Genomic DNA, 18,359 nt, shown 5'->3' with positions numbered 1-18,359 from the left:
TATAAAAGTACTCATTATGATGCGCCGAATAGTAGCTTCTCTCTTTTTATGTGTGTTGCTGACTCCCTTATGTGCGGCTGAACGGCCAAAAATAGGATTAGTGTTAAGCGGTGGTGGTGCTAAAGGCGCCGCCCATGTTGGTGTACTTAAAATTTTAGAAGAACATCATATTCCTGTGGACTATATTGCAGGTACGAGTATCGGCGCTTATGTCGCGGGTATGTATGCCTTGGGATACAGTGCAAGTGAAGTCGAAACCATCATGATGGGGGTTGATTGGGATAGTGGTTATTCGGATACCATCCCTCGTAATGTATTGAGTTATCGAGATAAACAGTTACGAGATCGCTATAATATTCCGCTCAATATTGGTTATACCGAAGGCGAGGTGAAAGCGCCAAGTGGGGTATTGCGTGGGCAGACCATGTCGCAGTTATTACGGCAGTCTACGGATTTAGTGGAGCAATTTGGTGATTTTGATGCTTTAGCAATTCCTTATCGTGCCGTGGCGACGGATTTAGAAACCAGTCTACCCGTAGTGCTTAACCATGGCAGTATTATCAAAGCAATGCAGGCTTCTGCTACGGTGCCAGGTGCATTACAACCTACGCAAATCGACGGTAAGTTACTTGTGGATGGTGGTATTGCCAACAATATGCCTGTGGACGTAGTGAAGGCGATGGGCGCTGATATTATCATTGCTGTGGATATTGGCTCACCACTGGTAAAAAAAGATAAGCTCGATAGCACTATTGCCGTATTAGATCAGTTGTCCAATTTCTTGACTAACGCCAGTACTGAAAAACAAAAGCAATTATTGACTGATAATGATGTGTTGATCCGTCCTGCGATCGATGCCCTAAGCACAACCGATTTTACCATCATGCCTTTAGCGTTAACCCTCGGCAAAGAAGCGGCGACCAGTCAGTTAGTTAAATTGCAAAAGATGAGCGTTAGCGAAGAACAATATGCCGCCTATGTTGAGAGTAAAAGGGCCAAGGGTAAGACTGTCATGGCGGATATCGCTCATCCTATCAAGGAAATTGTGTTTGATAACCACTCAAAAGTTAGCCTTAATTTATTAAAAGAAACCCTAGAACTTAAACCTGGTCAGAATATCACTAAAGATGAATTGAACGATGCGATAAAACGTATCTATTCCTTAAATAAATTTGAACGTGTTGACGCCGAATTTGTGGAGGGTAAAGAAGGGCGTGTACTTACGGTAACCACGCGCGCTAAATCATGGGGACCTAATTATTTCCAACTAGGCTTTAATTGGGAGGACGATTTTAGCTCTGATTCAGCCATCAGCTTTGATATGGCTTATACCATGACAGACTTAACCTTTAATGGCGGAGAGTGGCGAAACGAAGTTAAGCTTGGATTCGAGAAGCTATTTGCGACTGAGTTTTATCAGCCCTTGAATCGGGATCAAGAGTTTTATAGTCGAGCTCGTTATCAATACGATATCCATAATTGGGACTTATACGATAACAATAATCGTGCGCTAACCTTTGATAAGAAAACCCACACCGTCGAATTAGGTATTGGTTACAACTATGTGCTGCAAGGCGTTGTCGAGTTGGGGCTAGTGGCGGAAAAAGGTGTCATTATTAATGATGCATGGTTACTTCAGGATTTTGATTTTAACTCCTATGGCGCTTATTTCAGGATGGGGTATGACAGCTTAGACAGTATTAGTTTTCCGACATCGGGCAATCGTGTCAGCTTAAACGTTTATGTTCGTAAAGAGAATTTTGACGATGTCATCGATAATCAGAACGACTATAGCGTGCAGATAGAGGCCGACTGGAAAGGCGCACTGAGCGTTGGCAATCACGCCTTTGTAGGTAAAGCGTCGCTTGCGACAAATAATAATGATGGCCTCAATACCTTGCACTTGTCAGATTTAGGCGGTTTCTTAAATCTTTCTGGTTATCACAAGGACTCGTTGAATGGAGCTCATAAACTCTTTGGTGCCTTTATTTATCAGTATGATTTAGGGCGTGATGCCTTAGGTATGCGAGATTACCCTCTGTACTTAGGCTTAAGTTTAGAGGCAGGTAATGTGTGGTTTGAGCGATCAGAAGTATCGCTTACTGATCTTATTTATGCATCGAGTCTGTACATCGGCACTGATACCACAATGGGACCTGCGGCGATTGGTTTCGGCATTACCGATATGGGTGATAAGTCAGTTTATTTATTTATTGGTAAAGCGTTTTAATGATAAGGGTATAACTAGGGCGTGTTGACGTTTCGAGATTAGATTTTGTTCATTCTGTCTTTTAATAAGGTGGGATGAATCGATAAGTGTCATAACCTTTTACAAAATCTTACTACAGCCAAACCAGTCTAAATGCTAAGGTTTTGCAGGAAAAAATAACAACACTCTCAACGGAAGCTGGGGAAAACAATGAAGAAGATAAGCACACTGGCGCTGGGTATTGCCTTGAGCCTAGGTTTAGCCGCTTGCAGCAGCGAGCCTAAAACTGAAGTCGCCGCGGTTTCTGGCATTGAATTACAAAACTTTGATGCCTCAGTTCGCCATCAAGATGATTTTTACTACAGTGTTAACGGTAAATGGTTAGCCAACACACCCATTCCAGCTGATAAATCCAACTACGGTGCATTTTCTGTGCTGTACGATCAAAGCCAAGATGCATTGAAAAAGATCATCGATGCAGCGGCCGCCAAAAAGAATGCTGCCCCTGGCTCCAATGAGCAAAAAATTGGCGACTTTAACGCCAGCTTTATGAATACCGATTTGCTCGAAACCTTAGGTGTAACCCCATTAAATCCATTACTGGCGGACATCTCAGCAGTGAAAAGTCACAGTGAATTACCCGCGGTGATGGGGAAATTACTGACCAGCGGCTCAGGTATTCCCTTTGGTTTCTACGTTAATAACGACGCGAAAAATTCTACCCAATATGCAGTTTATTTAAGCCAGTCGGGCTTAACCTTGCCAGACCGCGATTACTACTTAAAAGATGACGCTAAGTTTGTCGCTAATCGCCAAGCAATGGCGAAATATGTGGCTGACATTCTGACTGAAGCGGGCTATAAAAATGCAAAACGTGCCGCGAAAAACGTGGCCGATATTGAAATGATGATCGCGAAAAGTCAGTGGAGCCGTGTAGAGTCGCGCGATGCGAACAAATCCTATAACAAACTGAACCGCGCCGAGCTGCAAAAGCTCATGGGACAGTTTGATTTTAATGCCTTTGCCGCGAATGCTGGCTTAGGAGATAAAGTGACTGACGTGATCGTGCGTCAACCCTCTTATTTTGAAAAGTTAGGTGCAAATTTTGATGCCTTCCCTGTTTCGGCTTGGCAGGACTATTTAACGTTCCACCTCGTGGATAGTTACGCCGAGCTGTTAAGTAAAAACTTTGTCGATCTTAACTTTGCCTTTAAGAGCAAAACGTTGATGGGCATTGAAGAGCAGCAACCACGCTGGAAAAAAGCGGTTGATGGCGCCGACCAAGTAATAGGTGAATTAGTGGGTGAAGAGTACGTTAAGCAGTACTTTAAACCAGAAGCCAAAGCTCGCATGGAAACTATGATCAAAAATCTGATCAAAGGTTTCGAAGTCAGTATTAATGAGCTCGAGTGGATGACGCCAGAAACTAAAGTCGCGGCTCAGGAAAAACTGTCTAAGTTTACCTACAAGATTGGTTATCCAGACAAGTGGAAAGACTACACTGCGCTAGAAATCAAGCCTGATGAGCTGGTGGGCAACTATATGCGTTACGCCCAGTTTGAATATCAAGACATGATCAACAAGCTCGGTAAGCCAATCGATCGTACCGAGTGGCATATGACACCGCAAACGGTGAACGCTTATTACAGCCCAGTTGGCAATGAAATCGTATTCCCAGCAGCGATCCTGCAACCGCCATTTTTCAATATGGAAGCCGATGATGCGGTCAACTATGGCGGTATCGGTGCGGTTATTGGCCACGAAATCAGCCATGGTTTCGATGACCAAGGCGCTAAGTACGATGGCGACGGTAACCTGCGTGACTGGTGGTCGGATAAAGACCGTGAAGAGTTCCAAAAACGCGGTAAGCAACTGTCGGCGCAGTATTCTGGCTACGAAGCATTACCCGGTAAGTTTGTGAACGGTGATTTAACCTTAGGCGAAAACATCGGTGACTTAGGTGGGTTAACAGTAGCTGCTCGCGCCTATATGATGAGCTTAAACGGTAAACCTGCTCCCGTGCTCGATGGCTTAACGGGCGAGCAGCGTTTCTTCGTCGGTTGGTCACAGGTATGGCGTCGTAATTACCGTGATGAAGAGTTAGGTCGTCGTTTACTGACGGATCCACATTCACCTAGCCACTACCGCGCGATGGGGACGCCGCGCAATATTGAAGCTTTCTATAAAGCTTTTGAGCTGAAAGAGAGCGACAAGATGTATTTAAAACCAGAAGAGCGCGTAAAAATCTGGTAATCCATAGGATGAAAACGAAAAAGCCAGACATCTGTCTGGCTTTTTACTTGGGTTAGGATTAATGCCCATATCCTAAGGTTTCAATTTTTTCGATTTTTTGATCGGTTGCATAAACCCGCCGCATCAATCGTGTCGGGCCAAAATCATAGGTCCACTCAGCATATTCTATCGGCAACTTGCTTGGATCAATCACGATATCACCCGCGGAGTTTCGATAAGTGGCGGGTTGGCTATATTCTTTGGCTTCGTTTGGCGGTCCGCACTTTTCTAACACTGCGTCTAAGGGATCGCCTACGTTGATGACGAATTGCTTACAGCGCATAGAATCTGTCGCTAAGGCTGGCAAACTCGCCGCCCACAGTATTAACAACACATAATACTTCATCGGTGTATCCTAGCAGTGATTAACCTTTCTCAAATTGATTCGGTGACTTTATTTAGAACACCTTATCAAGCTCCAATAAACTCTCTAATTGATGATGGGCTATGATCCATTTTGCTTCACCGCGTTGTTCTGGCGCAGGAATCGCAACGGTTTGCATATTGGCGGCGCGGGCAGCGATCAGACCATTAAAAGAGTCTTCAATCGCGAGGCAATATCGCGGGTCAACCCCTAAGGCCGCTGCGCAATTTAAGTAAACCTCTGGATGGGGTTTGCCATAGGTGATCGCTTCAGCAGATTCTACCGCCATAAATTGGCCCTTAAGCTTAAGCCTTGCTAGCACTGCATCAATCAACGCTGTTGGTGAAGAGGTGGCTAAGCCTACCTTTAAGCCTTTTGCCTGGCAGTATGCCATTGCTTGTTGAACGCCAGACATCGGCTCACCGGTTTGCCGAATTTCTTCAGCAACTTTGTCAACAATGGCGTTGCTGACCTTGGCATTATCGTAATCGGCCCAAGGCGCTTTGTGATACCAATAATCGACACATTGATCGATACGTAACCCTGTGGTTTGTTGAATCGTTTCAATAGTGACGGGCACGCCAAGTGCCGATAACACTTCATATTCAACCCTTTGCCAAAGGGGTTCTGAATCAATTAACACGCCATCCATATCAAAAATAACGGCTTGAATACTGAGAGATGTCATTACTACTCCAAAGAACGGGAAATGGGTCATTCGAGCTTGAGTGTAAGTTTAAGCCCGTCATCTTCAAAGCCTAAACACACAAAGTTGAGAAATATTTTTGGTGGAAAGGAATTGATGTCCAAAAAAATAATCGTTCGATTTTAAATTGATGAACGTATGTTAACTATTTGTAGATTATGGTTTTTTATCTGTTTTCAAACTATTGTCTAATTTCCATTGTTTTATTGTTGCCGTAAGTTGAGCTGCACCTCCGGATTTAGCCCTTATTTCGTCTTTTGCCGAGTGTGACCTGATTCATACTTTTGCAAAGCTGTAGTATACTGCTGGCCGGAAATACGGGTCGATCATGTCGGACTGTCAGCTTCAATTGAGAAGACGTGCAGTTTCGTTGTTAGAGCGCCAAACAAAGAGGAATGTTGCCGTGCTAGAAGCATATCGTAAACACGTCGCAGAACGTGCTGCAGAGGGCGTAGTCCCTAAGCCATTAGATGCACATCAAGTGGCTGAACTGGTTAAATTGGTTCAAAATCCCCCCGCTGGTGAAGAAGCTGTTATTCTTGACCTGCTCGAAAATCGAATTCCCCCCGGTGTTGACGAAGCCGCCTATGTAAAAGCCGCTTTCTTAGATGCGGTAGCTAAAGGCACTGCAACTTCACCCATACTATCTGCCGAACGTGCGACTGAGTTATTAGGCACTATGCAAGGTGGCTATAACATCGAGCCGCTAATTGCACAGCTAGATAACCCCGCTCTGGCGCCTTTAGCTGCTAAAGCCTTATCTCACACTTTGCTGATGTTTGACTCTTTCCACGATGTGGTTGAGAAAATGGAAGCCGGTAACGTCTATGCAAAACAAGTGGTTGAAGCGTGGGCAAATGCAGACTGGTACTTAAGTCGTCCAAAATTAGCGGACAAAGTCACCCTGACTGTATTCAAAGTCTCTGGTGAAACCAACACCGACGACCTGTCACCAGCACCCGATGCTTGGTCACGTCCAGATATCCCATTGCACGCCTTAGCGATGCTGAAAAACGCGCGTGATGGTATCGAGCCTGATGTACCTGGCAGCGTAGGTCCAATCAAGAAATTAGAAGAACTGAAAACCAAAGGTTTCCCATTAGTTTACGTGGGTGACGTTGTAGGTACTGGTTCATCACGTAAATCTGCGACTAACTCAGTACTGTGGTTCATGGGCGATGATATCCCATTCGTTCCTAACAAACGTGCTGGTGGTTTCTGCTTAGGTGGCAAGATTGCGCCGATTTTCTTCAATACGATGGAAGATGCGGGCGCACTGCCAATCGAACTCGACGTCAGCAAAATGGAAATGGGCGATGTGATCGACATTTACCCATATGCTGGTGTTGTTAAGCGTCATGGCTCAGATGAAGTGATTTCTGAGTTCAGCCTGAAAACCGACGTACTGTTAGACGAAGTGCGTGCAGGTGGTCGTATTCCACTGATCATCGGTCGTGGTTTAACTGACAAAGCACGTGCAGTATTAGGTTTACCAGCCTCTGACGTATTCGTACGTCCTCAAGACATCGCTGATAATGGCAAAGGTTATACGCTTGCACAGAAGATGGTCGGTAAAGCCTGTGGCGTTGCTGGCGTGCGCCCAGGCCAATACTGCGAACCTAAGATGACTTCTGTAGGTTCACAGGACACTACCGGTCCTATGACCCGTGACGAGCTGAAAGACTTAGCTTGTTTAGGCTTCAGTGCCGATTTGACTATGCAGTCATTCTGCCACACTGCCGCTTATCCAAAACCAGTTGACGTTAACACGCACCACACACTGCCAGACTTCATTATGAACCGTGGTGGTGTGTCGCTGCGCCCAGGTGACGGTGTTATTCACTCATGGTTAAACCGTATGTTATTACCAGACACAGTTGGTACTGGTGGTGACTCACATACGCGTTTCCCAATCGGTATTTCATTCCCAGCGGGTTCTGGTCTTGTTGCCTTCGCTGCTGCGACCGGTGTGATGCCTCTGGACATGCCAGAATCAGTATTAGTACGCTTCAAGGGCAAGATGCAACCTGGTATCACCCTACGTGATCTAGTACATGCTATCCCATTAAAAGCGATTGAAATGGGTCTGCTGACGGTTGAGAAGAAAGGTAAGATCAACATCTTCTCTGGTCGCGTACTGGAAATCGAAGGCTTAGAAACCCTGAAAGTAGAACAGGCATTCGAACTGTCTGACGCCTCAGCAGAACGCTCTGCAGCGGGTTGTACTATCAAGTTAGACAAAGAGCCAATCATCGAGTACCTGAACTCTAACATCACTATGCTGAAGTGGATGATCGCTGAAGGTTACGGTGACCGTCGCACGATAGAGCGTCGTATCAAAGGCATGGAAGAGTGGTTAGCGAATCCTGAGTTGATGAGTGCTGACGCCGATGCCGAGTACGCAGCAGTAATCGAAATCGATCTGAACGAGATCAAAGAGCCAATCCTGTGTGCGCCTAACGATCCAGACGATGCCGTGTTACTGTCATCTGTTGCGCAAACGAAGATTGACGAAGTGTTCGTGGGTTCTTGTATGACTAACATCGGTCACTTCCGTGCGACTGGTAAGATGTTAGATAAGTTTGCTAAGACACTGCCAACACGTCTGTGGATTGCACCACCGACTAAGATGGACAAAGACCAACTGACCGAGGAAGGCTACTACGGTATTTTCGGTCGCGTTGGTGCGCGTATCGAGATCCCAGGCTGTTCACTGTGTATGGGTAACCAAGCACGTGTGGCTGAAGGTGCAACTGTAGTATCGACTTCTACCCGTAACTTCCCGAACCGTTTAGGTACAGGTGCTAACGTATACTTAGCGTCTGCGGAATTAGCGGCAGTAGCAGCACTGTTAGGTCGTCTGCCTACGGTTGAAGAATACCAAGAATACGCGAAAGAGTTAGACGCAACTGCAGCTGACACTTACCGTTACTTGAACTTCGATCAAATCGATTCTTACACTAAGAAAGCATCACAAGTGATCTTTCAATCAGCTGTATAATCGATTGATATGATAATGAAAAAGCCAGCGAAAGCTGGCTTTTTTGTTTCTATTGAATGCTTTGCTCTAACTGTTAATGCGCAAACAATCACATAGCAACTTAACGAAAGATAGAGGATAAATTGATTATTTATCGGTCAGGTATCTCTTTAGCGCAGTGTTTAGCGTGGCTTATCATGCCGCATTAAGCTTGCTGGGCGTGCTCTGAGTATTTGCTGTGCAGCACTTCGAGGAGTTTATCCTCTAACTCGAAACGCGTTTCCATGGTATGCGCCAGTTCGGAAAGATCTTTATCGAGCTGATACATCACTTGATCGTCCTGCGTTTCAGCATACTTATCGTTAAAGTCTAGCGCTGCGTTGGTCGTTGGGGTGATCTTAGGCAAAACCTGTTGAATAGCCGCTTTGCAAGGGGCGCCAAATTTTTCGCAGGCGTTAATCACTTGGTCATACACTTCGAAATGACCTTCAGAAACGTAATCCACTAATAAATCACAAAATGACTTTACGTTCTCAAAAGAGGGAAGCGATTTTTCCGCATTAGTGTAGGGCGGTAGCCCAGCAATTTGGCAATAATGCACCAAGAGTTTGCGACGATTTTCTAGCCATTGATCTATAAGCTTATTTGAACCGCCCCACTTTTGTTCTGCTTTTTCGAGTTCTCTCAGCATGATGCATTCCATTTAAGTGCTAGGACATAACTCTAATGTAGGGGAGAAATAGCTCTTCGATCAACCCTTTTTATCGGGATTTGCGATAATTGGTAAATGGACAAACCAGCTGTTTTGTATAAAAAAATGTGGAAATAAAAAGCCCAACGATAGAAACCTATCGTTGGGCGAGTAATGTATATAGCAGGCTCGATGCGACGAGCTTCTTGATTGTTCTTGCTAGCGCAGACTTTTTATACCAAAGGCGGGGAACTGGTGCAACTTTTTTCTGTCTGACTGTGACTTTGAGTTCGATTAATAAACAGTATGTTATCTGGCTAGCATTTTGAGGATAACTGCTTAAATGGACAGCAATGATGGGGAATAGCTCACATAAATTATCTCATATTGGTTACATTATTCGCGTAAATGCTAAACTACCGACCCAGCGGATCTCAATAAAAGTCTAGGAATCAAGCCAAATGGCAGAATTAAAGAATGATCGTTATTTACGCGCCCTATTAAAACAGCCTGTCGATATGACTCCGGTTTGGATGATGCGTCAAGCAGGCCGCTACCTTCCTGAATATAAAGCGACTCGCGCTCAAGCGGGCGATTTCATGTCTTTATGTAAAAACCATGAATTGGCCTGTGAAGTGACACTACAACCGCTGCGTCGTTATGAACTGGATGCGGCGATTCTGTTTTCCGACATTTTGACTGTTCCCGATGCAATGGGATTAGGTCTGTATTTTGAGGCGGGTGAAGGCCCACGTTTTGAGCGCCCAACAGATACTATCGATGCCATCAAAAAATTATCAATCCCAGACCCAGAAGATGAGCTGGGTTATGTGATGAAGGCCGTTAGCACGATTCGTCGTGAACTGAATGGCCAAGTGCCATTAATCGGCTTCTCTGGTTCTCCATGGACTCTAGCCACTTACATGGTTGAAGGCGGTTCGAGCAAAACCTTCGAAAAAATTAAGAAAATGGCCTACGCCGAGCCTGCTGCATTGCATATGTTGCTTGATAAGCTTGCAGATTCAGTGACCTTATATTTAAACGCACAGGTAGCTAATGGTGCGCAATCTTTAATGATTTTCGACTCTTGGGGCGGCGCGTTATCGCACACTGCTTACCGTGAGTTCTCACTGCGTTATATGCAGAAAATTGTTGATGGCTTAACTCGCTTTGCTGATGGCCGCCAAGTGCCAGTGACCTTATTCACTAAGGGCGGTGGTTTATGGTTAGAAGCGATGGCTGAAACGGGCTGTGATGCTTTAGGTTTAGATTGGACTGTCGATATCGCTGACGCCCGTCGCCGTGTTGGTCATAAAGTTGCGCTGCAAGGCAACATGGATCCATCCATGTTATATGCACCAATCCCACGTATCGAAGAAGAAGTCGCTCAAATTCTGGCTGGCTATGGTGAAGGTACAGGCCATGTGTTTAATTTAGGCCATGGTATTCACCAGCATGTGGACCCAGAGCATGCAGGTGCCTTTATTAAGGCGGTTCACGCTCAATCTAAGCAGTACCATAAATAAGCTGCACTAAATAACAAACGGACCTGAGGGTCCGTTTTTTATGGCGTTTATCACAGCGTCAGAAACTTCCACTTGGGCGTTGTTAATTGGGTATTAACTTGTGGTTTAGCGAGTGCATTAATTAATCGCGTGCTTTATAGCGTATGTCTCCGCGGTGTTAGTGCATTGGAGCTCGGTTACCATCTAACTTTTTAAAACTTTTTTATCGAATAGCTGCGTTAAATCAAAGGCGTTTAAAGCAATTAAATGCATGCTATTGCCTACTTTAGCAACGGATAAAGCAAAGTGATATTTAATACTATTTGCAAATGAGATATGTTGCATGGCGCTATAAGGGACTAAATAAAGCCGTTTGTTAATTTAATTACGTAAGCCGTGGTAAAAGATGCGCATAGGCAACAAAATATTGGTATTTATTGCAGGGTTCTGTTTACCAGCCGTTGTGCTTGTCTCCTATTGCCTCGGGGTTTGGTTTGACCATAGGGTCGAATTGTTACGTCAGGATAATGTACAGCGCGAGCTAGCGAATATTCAACAGCAGTTCCGCATCGATGTCGATCGGTTAGGGTTTCTCACTAATATTTATGCCTCCCCATTAGCTCATCTCGATAGCGAGCAGTTAAAAGCCCTCGAGTCTTCGTGGCTTGAGAGCTCCATGTCTGCCAATTTAAGTTGGTTTATTCTGCGAGATGGAAATTTGCAGAGTGTTTTTCAAAATGAGCAATCAATAGCTGATGTGAATCGGCAGGAAATCGCCAAGGCGATAACAACGCAGGCTAAGCCTGAGTTTGCCAGCGCCTATTTAATTGGCGATAAAGGATATGTCGTCACTGCGGTCGCTTCACATTTGGGTGAGTATGTGCTGTTAGTGCGGCAACTTACTGAGCGCGATCTACTGGAATACGCCCAAACCTCCCTTGTCGCGCGGATCAGCATGTCTAATGCTGTAACAACACATAATACCTTACATCCAAGTTCGGTTGCGCTGCCGAGTCTCATTAGTCAACAACCAATCTATCTTCAGGTTGAATTTTCTGATGATCCTTTTCGAGATGTAAAGCTTAGTCTCGACTGGGTGTCGCTTGCGGTGATATTGCTGGGGGTATTCATTGTCGCCTTGGGTTATGTTTGGTTGCGTTCAGGCCTGTTACAGCCCCTTAATAGCTTGATGCAGCAATTAGCGCTCGTTGATCCTATGGCGAGTGTATATCGGCCTGTGACCAGCGAGGGTAATGAAGAGTTATCTGTATTGGCGAATCGCGTAAACAGCTTACTCGCGAGGATTTATCAGCAGAAAGAGCGCGGTAAAATAACCTTAGAGTCGATTGCTGAAGCCGTTATCTTGACCGACATCGATGCAAACGTCATTTACATGAATCCAAAGGCTGAAACACTGCTTGATGTGGCCAGTTGTGATGCCGTTGGTGAGAGTCTTGCTAGCTTATTAAAGGCTGGAGAGCAGTTAAATCAAGCGGTATTTCACTGTATTCGCCTTGGCGAAACGACACCTCAAGTCGCTAAAATCAAACTGTTAACCACAACGCCACGGATTATTGAACGTAGCATTAGTAACGTGCTTAATCATGAAAAAGAGATTGTCGGTACTGTAGTGGTACTGCGGGATATCACTCAAGAAGAACACCTTAAGCACCAGCTACAAAAACGCGCAAACTTTGATGGTATTACCGGGTTACTTAATCGCCAAGCGTTTGAAGAACAACTGCCCGAGTTCGCCGGTCAAACGAGGAGCCTTGCGGTATGTTATTTGGATTTAGAGCAGTTTAAGTTGATCAATGATAGTTGTGGCCATACTGCGGGTGATCGCATGCTGGCCATGGTCGCTAAGGCAATCCAATCATGTCTTGGGCCTCAGGAGTTATTCGCTCGCTTAGGTGGGGATGAGTTCGGACTGGTGATCTGCGATCGCTCTGCGTTAGCCGTGGTGCAGTTGCTAAAGCACATTATTGCCCAGGTATCGTTGCAAGTGTTACACGATAAAAATTGCAACTACAAAGTCGGCTTAAGTATTGGTGTTGCCTTTGGGCGTGCGCCCTATATCAATGCGCAGGAGTTACTCAAGGATGCGGATATCGCTTGTATTGCCGCTAAAGCTAAGGGCGCCAATCAAATTCATATTTATGATGATAAAGATAAAGAACTGACCTACCAGCGTAATGCGCCTAAATGGGCGATGCGTATTGCCCAAGCAATTGAGGAAAATGAACTCCTACTCTACTACCAGCCCATCCGAGGATTAGGTGCGAGTTCTAAACGCCAACGGATGGAGATTCTGCTCAGGATCCAAGAGCCTTGTGGTCGCATTTTGGCGCCAGCCCAGTTTATTGCTGCCGCAGAGCGTTTTAAGCTGATGCCTGAAATTGATAAAGAAGTGATACGTAAAGCCTTTTTATGGCTGTCGCTAAATTCGCAGCTTTGGCCGGATCACTGCATTTCAATCAACCTTTCGGGCAATAGTCTCGGCGCCGAAGGCATGGTGGAATATATTGCTAAGCAGCAGCAAATTTTTGATATTCCTAGCCAATGCGTTTGCTTTGAAATTACCGAAACGACTGCGATTCAAAACCGTCACCGCGGCATGGAAATGCTCAGGCAATTGCGCAAACTCGGTTTTTCCTTTGCATTGGATGATTTTGGCAGTGGCTTTGCTTCCTACGGCTATTTACGCGAACTGCCCGTGGACTACGTCAAAATCGATGGCTGCTTTGTTAAAAACCTGGCCGTCAATGCCAAGGACTATGCCATCGTGAAATCTATTCAAGACGTTTGCCGAGTAATGGGAATTGAGACGGTCGCCGAATTTGTAGAAAACCAAGAGATTATCGATAGATTGCAAGCGATTGGTATCAACTATGCTCAAGGTTATGCGATAGGACGGCCGCAACCTCTAGCAAGTTATTGTGAGCAGTTTGAGATGAGCTTAGCGCAACGCGCATAGGGGATTGCGCTTTTTAGGTGATTATGCCAATTTACCCTTAACCGAAGTTAACATATTAGTAACAAGGATATGGTTATGGATGGACTGACGGGTAAAGTGGTTATTATTACAGGGGCTTCTGAAGGTATTGGTCGTGCGCTGGCGATTGCCATGGCGCGGGTAGGATGCCAACTTGTATTGAGTGCTCGCAACGAAACGCGTCTTGCCTCACTTGCCCTCGAAATTGCTAACTATGGTCCTACTCCCTTTGTTTTTGCCGCTGATGTCAGCAGTGCCTCCCAGTGTGAAGACTTAATTCAAGCCACGATTGCCCATTATGGCCGTCTCGATATTTTGGTTAATAATGCGGGCATGACGATGTGGTCGCGTTTTGATGAGTTAACCCAACTAGCGGTTCTTGAAGATATCATGCGCGTTAATTACTTAGGCCCTGCCTATTTGACCCATGCCGCCTTACCCTATTTAAAGTCGAGCCAAGGTCAGGTCGTGGTGGTGGCTTCGGTGGCTGGGTTAACAGGCGTACCGACTCGTAGTGGTTATGCGGCGTCTAAGCATGCTGTTATCGGTTTTTTTGATTCGCTACGGATTGAGCTTGCTGACGATAATGTGGCCGTGACGGTGATTTGCCCTGATTTTGTCGTCTCGCAAATCCATAAGCGAGCCTTAGATGGTGCGGGTAAGCCACTCGGTAAATCGCCAATGCAGGAAGCTAAAATTATTTCCGCAGAGCAATGTGCCGACATGATGCTACCCGTGATAGCAACCCGAGGCCGGCAGCTTATCACTTCTCTTCGCGGCCGGCTCGGGCGTTGGCTTAAGCTGATTGCACCGGGCTTAATCGATAAAATAGCCCGTAAAGCAATTGCCTCAGGCCATTAGCTTTTATTGAGGTGTTTGACGATGGCTTGTTCAGCTTCATTTTGAGTTGCTTTATCACCATCAGCTTGGATGTTGGCTGTTGCCTTATGACCAGTGAGATCCTCGGCAATATGAAGCCAGTCAGGATGCCAGTAAAAATTCTGTCCCGATAGTGTTTGCCAGTTGTGCACGCCGGACTTTTCGCCTTGATAAATAATGTCTTTGATTGAATAACCCATAGAAAACCCCTGATTTATTATTGGATATCATTATTGAGGTCAAATAGTGCGCTATCCACTTCGCAACTTTTGTGCGTTAGATCACGCTTTTAGGCAAAAATAAACCTCGCATTTGCGAGGTTTATTTTTTATAGCACTTAATTTTCAGTGTCTTAACGTCTAGTGTTTTAACGTCTAGGGTATTAAGGTTTCGCGCATTGGCTAGGTGAACCTGTGCCTTTCCAAAATGTGCTGCTATCGCTCAGTGACAGTGGGATAAAGGTTAAGCCTTGGCTCATATTAGCGGGTGGTAAATCAGTTTCGAGCTCATACATACCCATTGGTACCGTGCCAAGGGTGGCGTTTGCAGTGACTTGCATGGCTGCAAGACTAGAGTAACGCAGTCCTAGCATATCGAAATGGCTGCGCCAATCTTTGCCTGTGAGTTTGCTTAAGGAAACCAACATAAAGTCATTGCCAGGAATATCTCTGACCGTTTTACCACCGTAGACGCTATAGCCATCGAAGGGGAACAAGTCAAAACCGAGTTTACTGCGGTTTGCCTCCCAATCGCTGGCGTTATTAGCGTATTTACCGAAAATACGGCTGTGCTGATACAGCAAGGTAAAGAGATTAAAGCCATTACTTAAGGTTGTGCCATCACTTAGCGTCATGCCATGGGCCTTGAGGGCCATTTGGATATAAAACCCCATGCGATAGCCATTATGTACCGCATAATCATTACTTGCCCAAGGTGCGGTATATCGGTCTTCGCCGATATCTAACACTTTACAGTTAGCGCCAAAGACTACACGTTTGCCACTGGTATCCTTAGTGCCTATGGCATCGGACATAAACACATAAAAGAGATCTTTGTGATTCATATGACCATCATTGATGGTGTTAGTATTACCATCACGCAAATAATGGGTCTTCCATAGCACCACATAGGGGAAGATATTGTTGGAGTTTTCTCCTGCACGGTTGCCATAACCTGTCCAATTATCGCTATTGGCGGCAGTGACATATTGCACATTGAGGCGGTTGGTTTGCAGATTATGGCCAAGTTCATGGTTATCTCCCCAACCCGTGGGTGAAATATTCCAGGCGGCATCCCAAGGATTGCCACTGCAACCCGATCCACATTGGGCATTCTGGTCATAGTTAGCGTGTTGGATAATCGTGCGAGTGTGCAGATTAACATCGATACAATCTTGCCCAAACAGTGCCTGACAGCTTGATAGTACCTCGGCGGGTAACGACTCACTTAAGCTTTTACCTTGGATCTTAAGTCCTGCTAAGGTGTAAACACTATTGATATGGTCCTCGACGATGCTTTTGAGCAAGGCGGTAACATCAGGGATCTTACCGCCAATGGCATTCATAAAACGGTCGCGGCGTAAATGCTGTTCAGCGCCATCGGTGCGCAGATCCACATGGGGCAGCTCAGTGTTTTGGATTTTGTCATTGAAGGCCGTGATTTCAGCAGGATTAGAAAAATCCATGATACTCGGGTGCTTAGCCACATTTTTTGCTTGCACATTGACACTGAGCGCGCCTTCGCCGCCACTGATATAGAAATAAATCGGGCCGCCATAGGGGGTTGAAAACTCGATGCTTTGCCCTTTGGCGAGCTTAAGACGCTGCTGCGCTAACTCAAGCGGCGCGCGATAAACCTTTTGCTCATAGGCGCGGTTAGTATTACGTCTATGATAATTCAGCTTAATTTCAACGTTGGCATTGGTGCTATCCAAACGACTGAGCGTGATGGTTTGTCCCGGTAAGGCGTACCAGCCTGTGCTGGTCCATTGACCCGTATAAGGTACGCTAATGGTTTTGCGCTCTGATACTGTGGCCGGATAAGCGTAGTGAGCATTAGTGCCTTTACTTAGATTGGCTCTGTCGGTGACATATTCCCCTAAATCGGCTTGGGCAAGGTTATGGGCGCGGGCGTAGCTCACTGTCCAATCGGCAAATAGCGCTTGCTGCCATTGGGTGAACTCGCTGTAGGCGATGGGATAATCAATTTCACTACGGTATTTATCGGCGAGCAGTAAACCGGCCTTTATCAGTGAGAAGTTAGTGCGACTAAACACATCAATGTCATTGATATCTAAGGTTTCAGCGCTGCTGCGATACCAGTCGGCACCCGCTTTAAAGGCCTCAACAAAGGCGCTGCTATTACAGCTCAAATAATTACCTGTGCAGTCATTTAATACCTGCGTGTCAAAGCGCTGCTCCCGCAGATTTGCCAGTAGTTTTTTAACATCTTCAAGGGCTTTATCTTCAGCCAGAATGGTGCTTACACTCAGATTGTCGGCGTTGAGTTTCGACCAATAGTTGCCCGCGGTAGAGAGTCCCATCTCAAGATAGAGTGGCGAGAGCATAGCGCTTTGTTCGCGTCGATAATTTGAGAGTAGCAGGGGAATACCCGCAGCCTTGGCTTTGGCTATCGCCGCTTGAATGCCCGCGTAACCTAGGTTGTCGCGGTCAATATCGCTGATAACAATTAAATCGGGCTTTAAGGTATCGATACAGCTGGCGAGGGCGCTGTAATCACAGCTATTGGCGGCATTGATGCTGTGAGTATTGGGATAGTACTTGCTTAGCCAAGTGCGGATCCCTTCGTTATGGGGGAAATACCAGCTGTCGGTACGGCTCGGCATTTGTGCCGTGACTATGTTGAGGCCATCCTGCTGATCGCCGCCTTTGGTTAGCCATCCGATAAGGTTTTTCAGTAGCTTATCACTCTCATCTGAATTATTAACCGCAAACAAGTTGCCACCCATGGCGGCATAACGCTGGCCTTGTTGTTCGCCCGCCATCACTAAACCACGTACGGCACTAGCGCCGCTGCCATCCACATTCGATGGCAGTAAGGTAAAAGTGTTTTCCGGCATAAAGCTCGAAAAAGTGATGGAATCGTGGGTCGGATGCCAACTGATGCTGTTACCCACACCTTGATAGAGTTCGGTGATTTGCGTCTTACGTGCAGCGTCCACCTTCGCAAGTTCGGCAGTGCTGAAATCAATCAGCTCATTGGCGCTGGCAAGGGTATGGTCTTGATGGCGAATGGCATTTTCAGCATTGCTGATAAAGCTTGGGGTGATAGTGCAATCGGCACTTATCGCCGCCGTAGTGTAAGTCAGTTCTGTTAGCGTGCCGCCACAGCCGCTAATACTATCCAGTACAAAGCCATTATCGGCTTGAACAATAAAACTGGCGCTTTTACCCGAATCGACCTTTTGGCTAGTGGGACTGAGCTTTCCGCCAATGACCGAGCTTGTGCTGGCGGTATATTGACTGACCGAGGGAGGTTGGACTGGTGGAGGCGTTGTACCGCCAGCATCCTCTGAGCCCCCGCCGCAACCTGTGAGTATCAAAGCGATGGCGGCAGAAATGAGTCTAGTCTCCATAGCGAATCCTTAGCATTATTGGTAATTAACATTTATGCAGCATTGTATAGGAATAATGCGGGCCATAGTAGAAGTTTTTAAATAAAAACTTTAAAAATCATCAATTTAAATTTGACGATCGTCAAATTTAAGGCATAAAAAAA

11 protein-coding genes are annotated in these 18,359 nt (G+C 45.8%); 6 read left to right on the top strand and 5 right to left on the bottom strand.

The genetic code is table 11. From position 1 onward, the window contains the following. The first annotated feature begins 16 nt into the window (after positions 1 to 16). Positions 17 to 2,230: a patatin-like phospholipase family protein gene (locus JM642_RS18475; RefSeq protein ID WP_047535167.1), complete on the top strand. Its 2,214-nt coding sequence runs from the start codon at positions 17 to 19 to the stop codon at positions 2,228 to 2,230. Between the two features lie 189 nt (positions 2,231 to 2,419). Beyond that, positions 2,420 to 4,462, top strand: coding sequence for a M13-type metalloendopeptidase (locus JM642_RS18470; RefSeq protein WP_203432315.1), 2,043 nt, complete (start codon positions 2,420 to 2,422; stop codon positions 4,460 to 4,462). A 58-nt stretch (positions 4,463 to 4,520) separates the two neighbouring features. Here the strand turns inward: JM642_RS18470 and JM642_RS18465 are convergent, their stop codons facing one another. Next, positions 4,521 to 4,847 (bottom strand): DUF2845 domain-containing protein, encoded by a 327-nt coding sequence (locus JM642_RS18465; RefSeq protein WP_037413600.1) that lies wholly within the window; start codon positions 4,845 to 4,847, stop codon positions 4,521 to 4,523. 52 nt (positions 4,848 to 4,899) lie between these two features. Beyond that, positions 4,900 to 5,553: a hexitol phosphatase HxpB gene (gene hxpB, locus JM642_RS18460; protein ID WP_047535161.1), complete on the bottom strand. Its 654-nt coding sequence runs from the start codon at positions 5,551 to 5,553 to the stop codon at positions 4,900 to 4,902. Between the two features lie 421 nt (positions 5,554 to 5,974). Between hxpB and acnB the strand changes: the two genes are divergently transcribed. After that, positions 5,975 to 8,572, top strand: a complete 2,598-nt coding sequence (gene acnB / locus JM642_RS18455; protein ID WP_047535159.1) for a bifunctional aconitate hydratase 2/2-methylisocitrate dehydratase — start codon at positions 5,975 to 5,977, stop codon at positions 8,570 to 8,572. Positions 8,573 to 8,756: 184 nt separating this feature from the next. On the opposite strand, the gene rsd is transcribed toward acnB, so the two are convergent. Continuing rightward, positions 8,757 to 9,242, bottom strand: coding sequence for a sigma D regulator (gene rsd / locus JM642_RS18450; protein WP_086023981.1), 486 nt, complete (start codon positions 9,240 to 9,242; stop codon positions 8,757 to 8,759). Between the two features lie 461 nt (positions 9,243 to 9,703). On the opposite strand from rsd, the gene hemE reads away from it, so the two are divergent. The 3 genes from hemE (at position 9,704) to JM642_RS18435 (ending at position 14,603) form a co-directional block, all read left to right on the top strand. Continuing rightward, entirely contained in the window at positions 9,704 to 10,768 is a 1,065-nt protein-coding gene (gene hemE / locus JM642_RS18445) for a uroporphyrinogen decarboxylase (protein WP_037413592.1), read from the top strand. Between the two features lie 385 nt (positions 10,769 to 11,153). Beyond that, positions 11,154 to 13,724: a cyclic di-GMP phosphodiesterase PdeB gene (pdeB, locus tag JM642_RS18440; RefSeq protein ID WP_144375711.1), complete on the top strand. Its 2,571-nt coding sequence runs from the start codon at positions 11,154 to 11,156 to the stop codon at positions 13,722 to 13,724. Between the two features lie 75 nt (positions 13,725 to 13,799). Further along, entirely contained in the window at positions 13,800 to 14,603 is an 804-nt protein-coding gene (locus JM642_RS18435) for an SDR family oxidoreductase (RefSeq protein WP_055648707.1), read from the top strand. On the opposite strand, the gene JM642_RS18430 is transcribed toward JM642_RS18435, so the two are convergent. Then, positions 14,600 to 14,821, bottom strand: a complete 222-nt coding sequence (locus tag JM642_RS18430) for a hypothetical protein (protein ID WP_037413589.1) — start codon at positions 14,819 to 14,821, stop codon at positions 14,600 to 14,602. The genes JM642_RS18435 and JM642_RS18430 overlap by 4 nt on opposite strands. A gap of 182 nt (positions 14,822 to 15,003) precedes the next feature. Beyond that, on the bottom strand, positions 15,004 to 18,216 hold the full coding sequence (locus tag JM642_RS18425; protein ID WP_203432314.1) for an ImpA family metalloprotease: 3,213 nt from the start codon (positions 18,214 to 18,216) through the stop codon (positions 15,004 to 15,006). Positions 18,217 to 18,359: the final 143 nt, after the last annotated feature.

This window comes from Shewanella sp. LZH-2, assembly GCF_016859145.1.
In the GTDB taxonomy this organism is placed as follows: Bacteria; Pseudomonadota; Gammaproteobacteria; order Enterobacterales; family Shewanellaceae; genus Shewanella; species Shewanella xiamenensis.
Note: the sequence above shows the minus strand (reverse complement) of the source record. Positions and strands in the feature narration are given on the sequence as shown.

What these genes read in the sequence shown, in the direction of transcription:
- JM642_RS18475 (WP_047535167.1), top strand. Translation starts at nt 17, where the DNA reads ATGATGCGCCGAATAGTAGCTTCTCTCTTTTTATGTGTGTTGCTGACT.
- hxpB (WP_047535161.1), bottom strand. Translation starts at nt 5,553, where the DNA reads ATGACATCTCTCAGTATTCAAGCCGTTATTTTTGATATGGATGGCGTG.
- hemE (WP_037413592.1), top strand. Translation starts at nt 9,704, where the DNA reads ATGGCAGAATTAAAGAATGATCGTTATTTACGCGCCCTATTAAAACAG.
- JM642_RS18465 (WP_037413600.1), bottom strand. Translation starts at nt 4,847, where the DNA reads ATGAAGTATTATGTGTTGTTAATACTGTGGGCGGCGAGTTTGCCAGCC.
- JM642_RS18470 (WP_203432315.1), top strand. Translation starts at nt 2,420, where the DNA reads ATGAAGAAGATAAGCACACTGGCGCTGGGTATTGCCTTGAGCCTAGGT.
- JM642_RS18425 (WP_203432314.1), bottom strand. Translation starts at nt 18,216, where the DNA reads ATGGAGACTAGACTCATTTCTGCCGCCATCGCTTTGATACTCACAGGT.
- rsd (WP_086023981.1), bottom strand. Translation starts at nt 9,242, where the DNA reads ATGCTGAGAGAACTCGAAAAAGCAGAACAAAAGTGGGGCGGTTCAAAT.
- JM642_RS18430 (WP_037413589.1), bottom strand. Translation starts at nt 14,821, where the DNA reads ATGGGTTATTCAATCAAAGACATTATTTATCAAGGCGAAAAGTCCGGC.
- JM642_RS18435 (WP_055648707.1), top strand. Translation starts at nt 13,800, where the DNA reads ATGGATGGACTGACGGGTAAAGTGGTTATTATTACAGGGGCTTCTGAA.
- pdeB (WP_144375711.1), top strand. Translation starts at nt 11,154, where the DNA reads ATGCGCATAGGCAACAAAATATTGGTATTTATTGCAGGGTTCTGTTTA.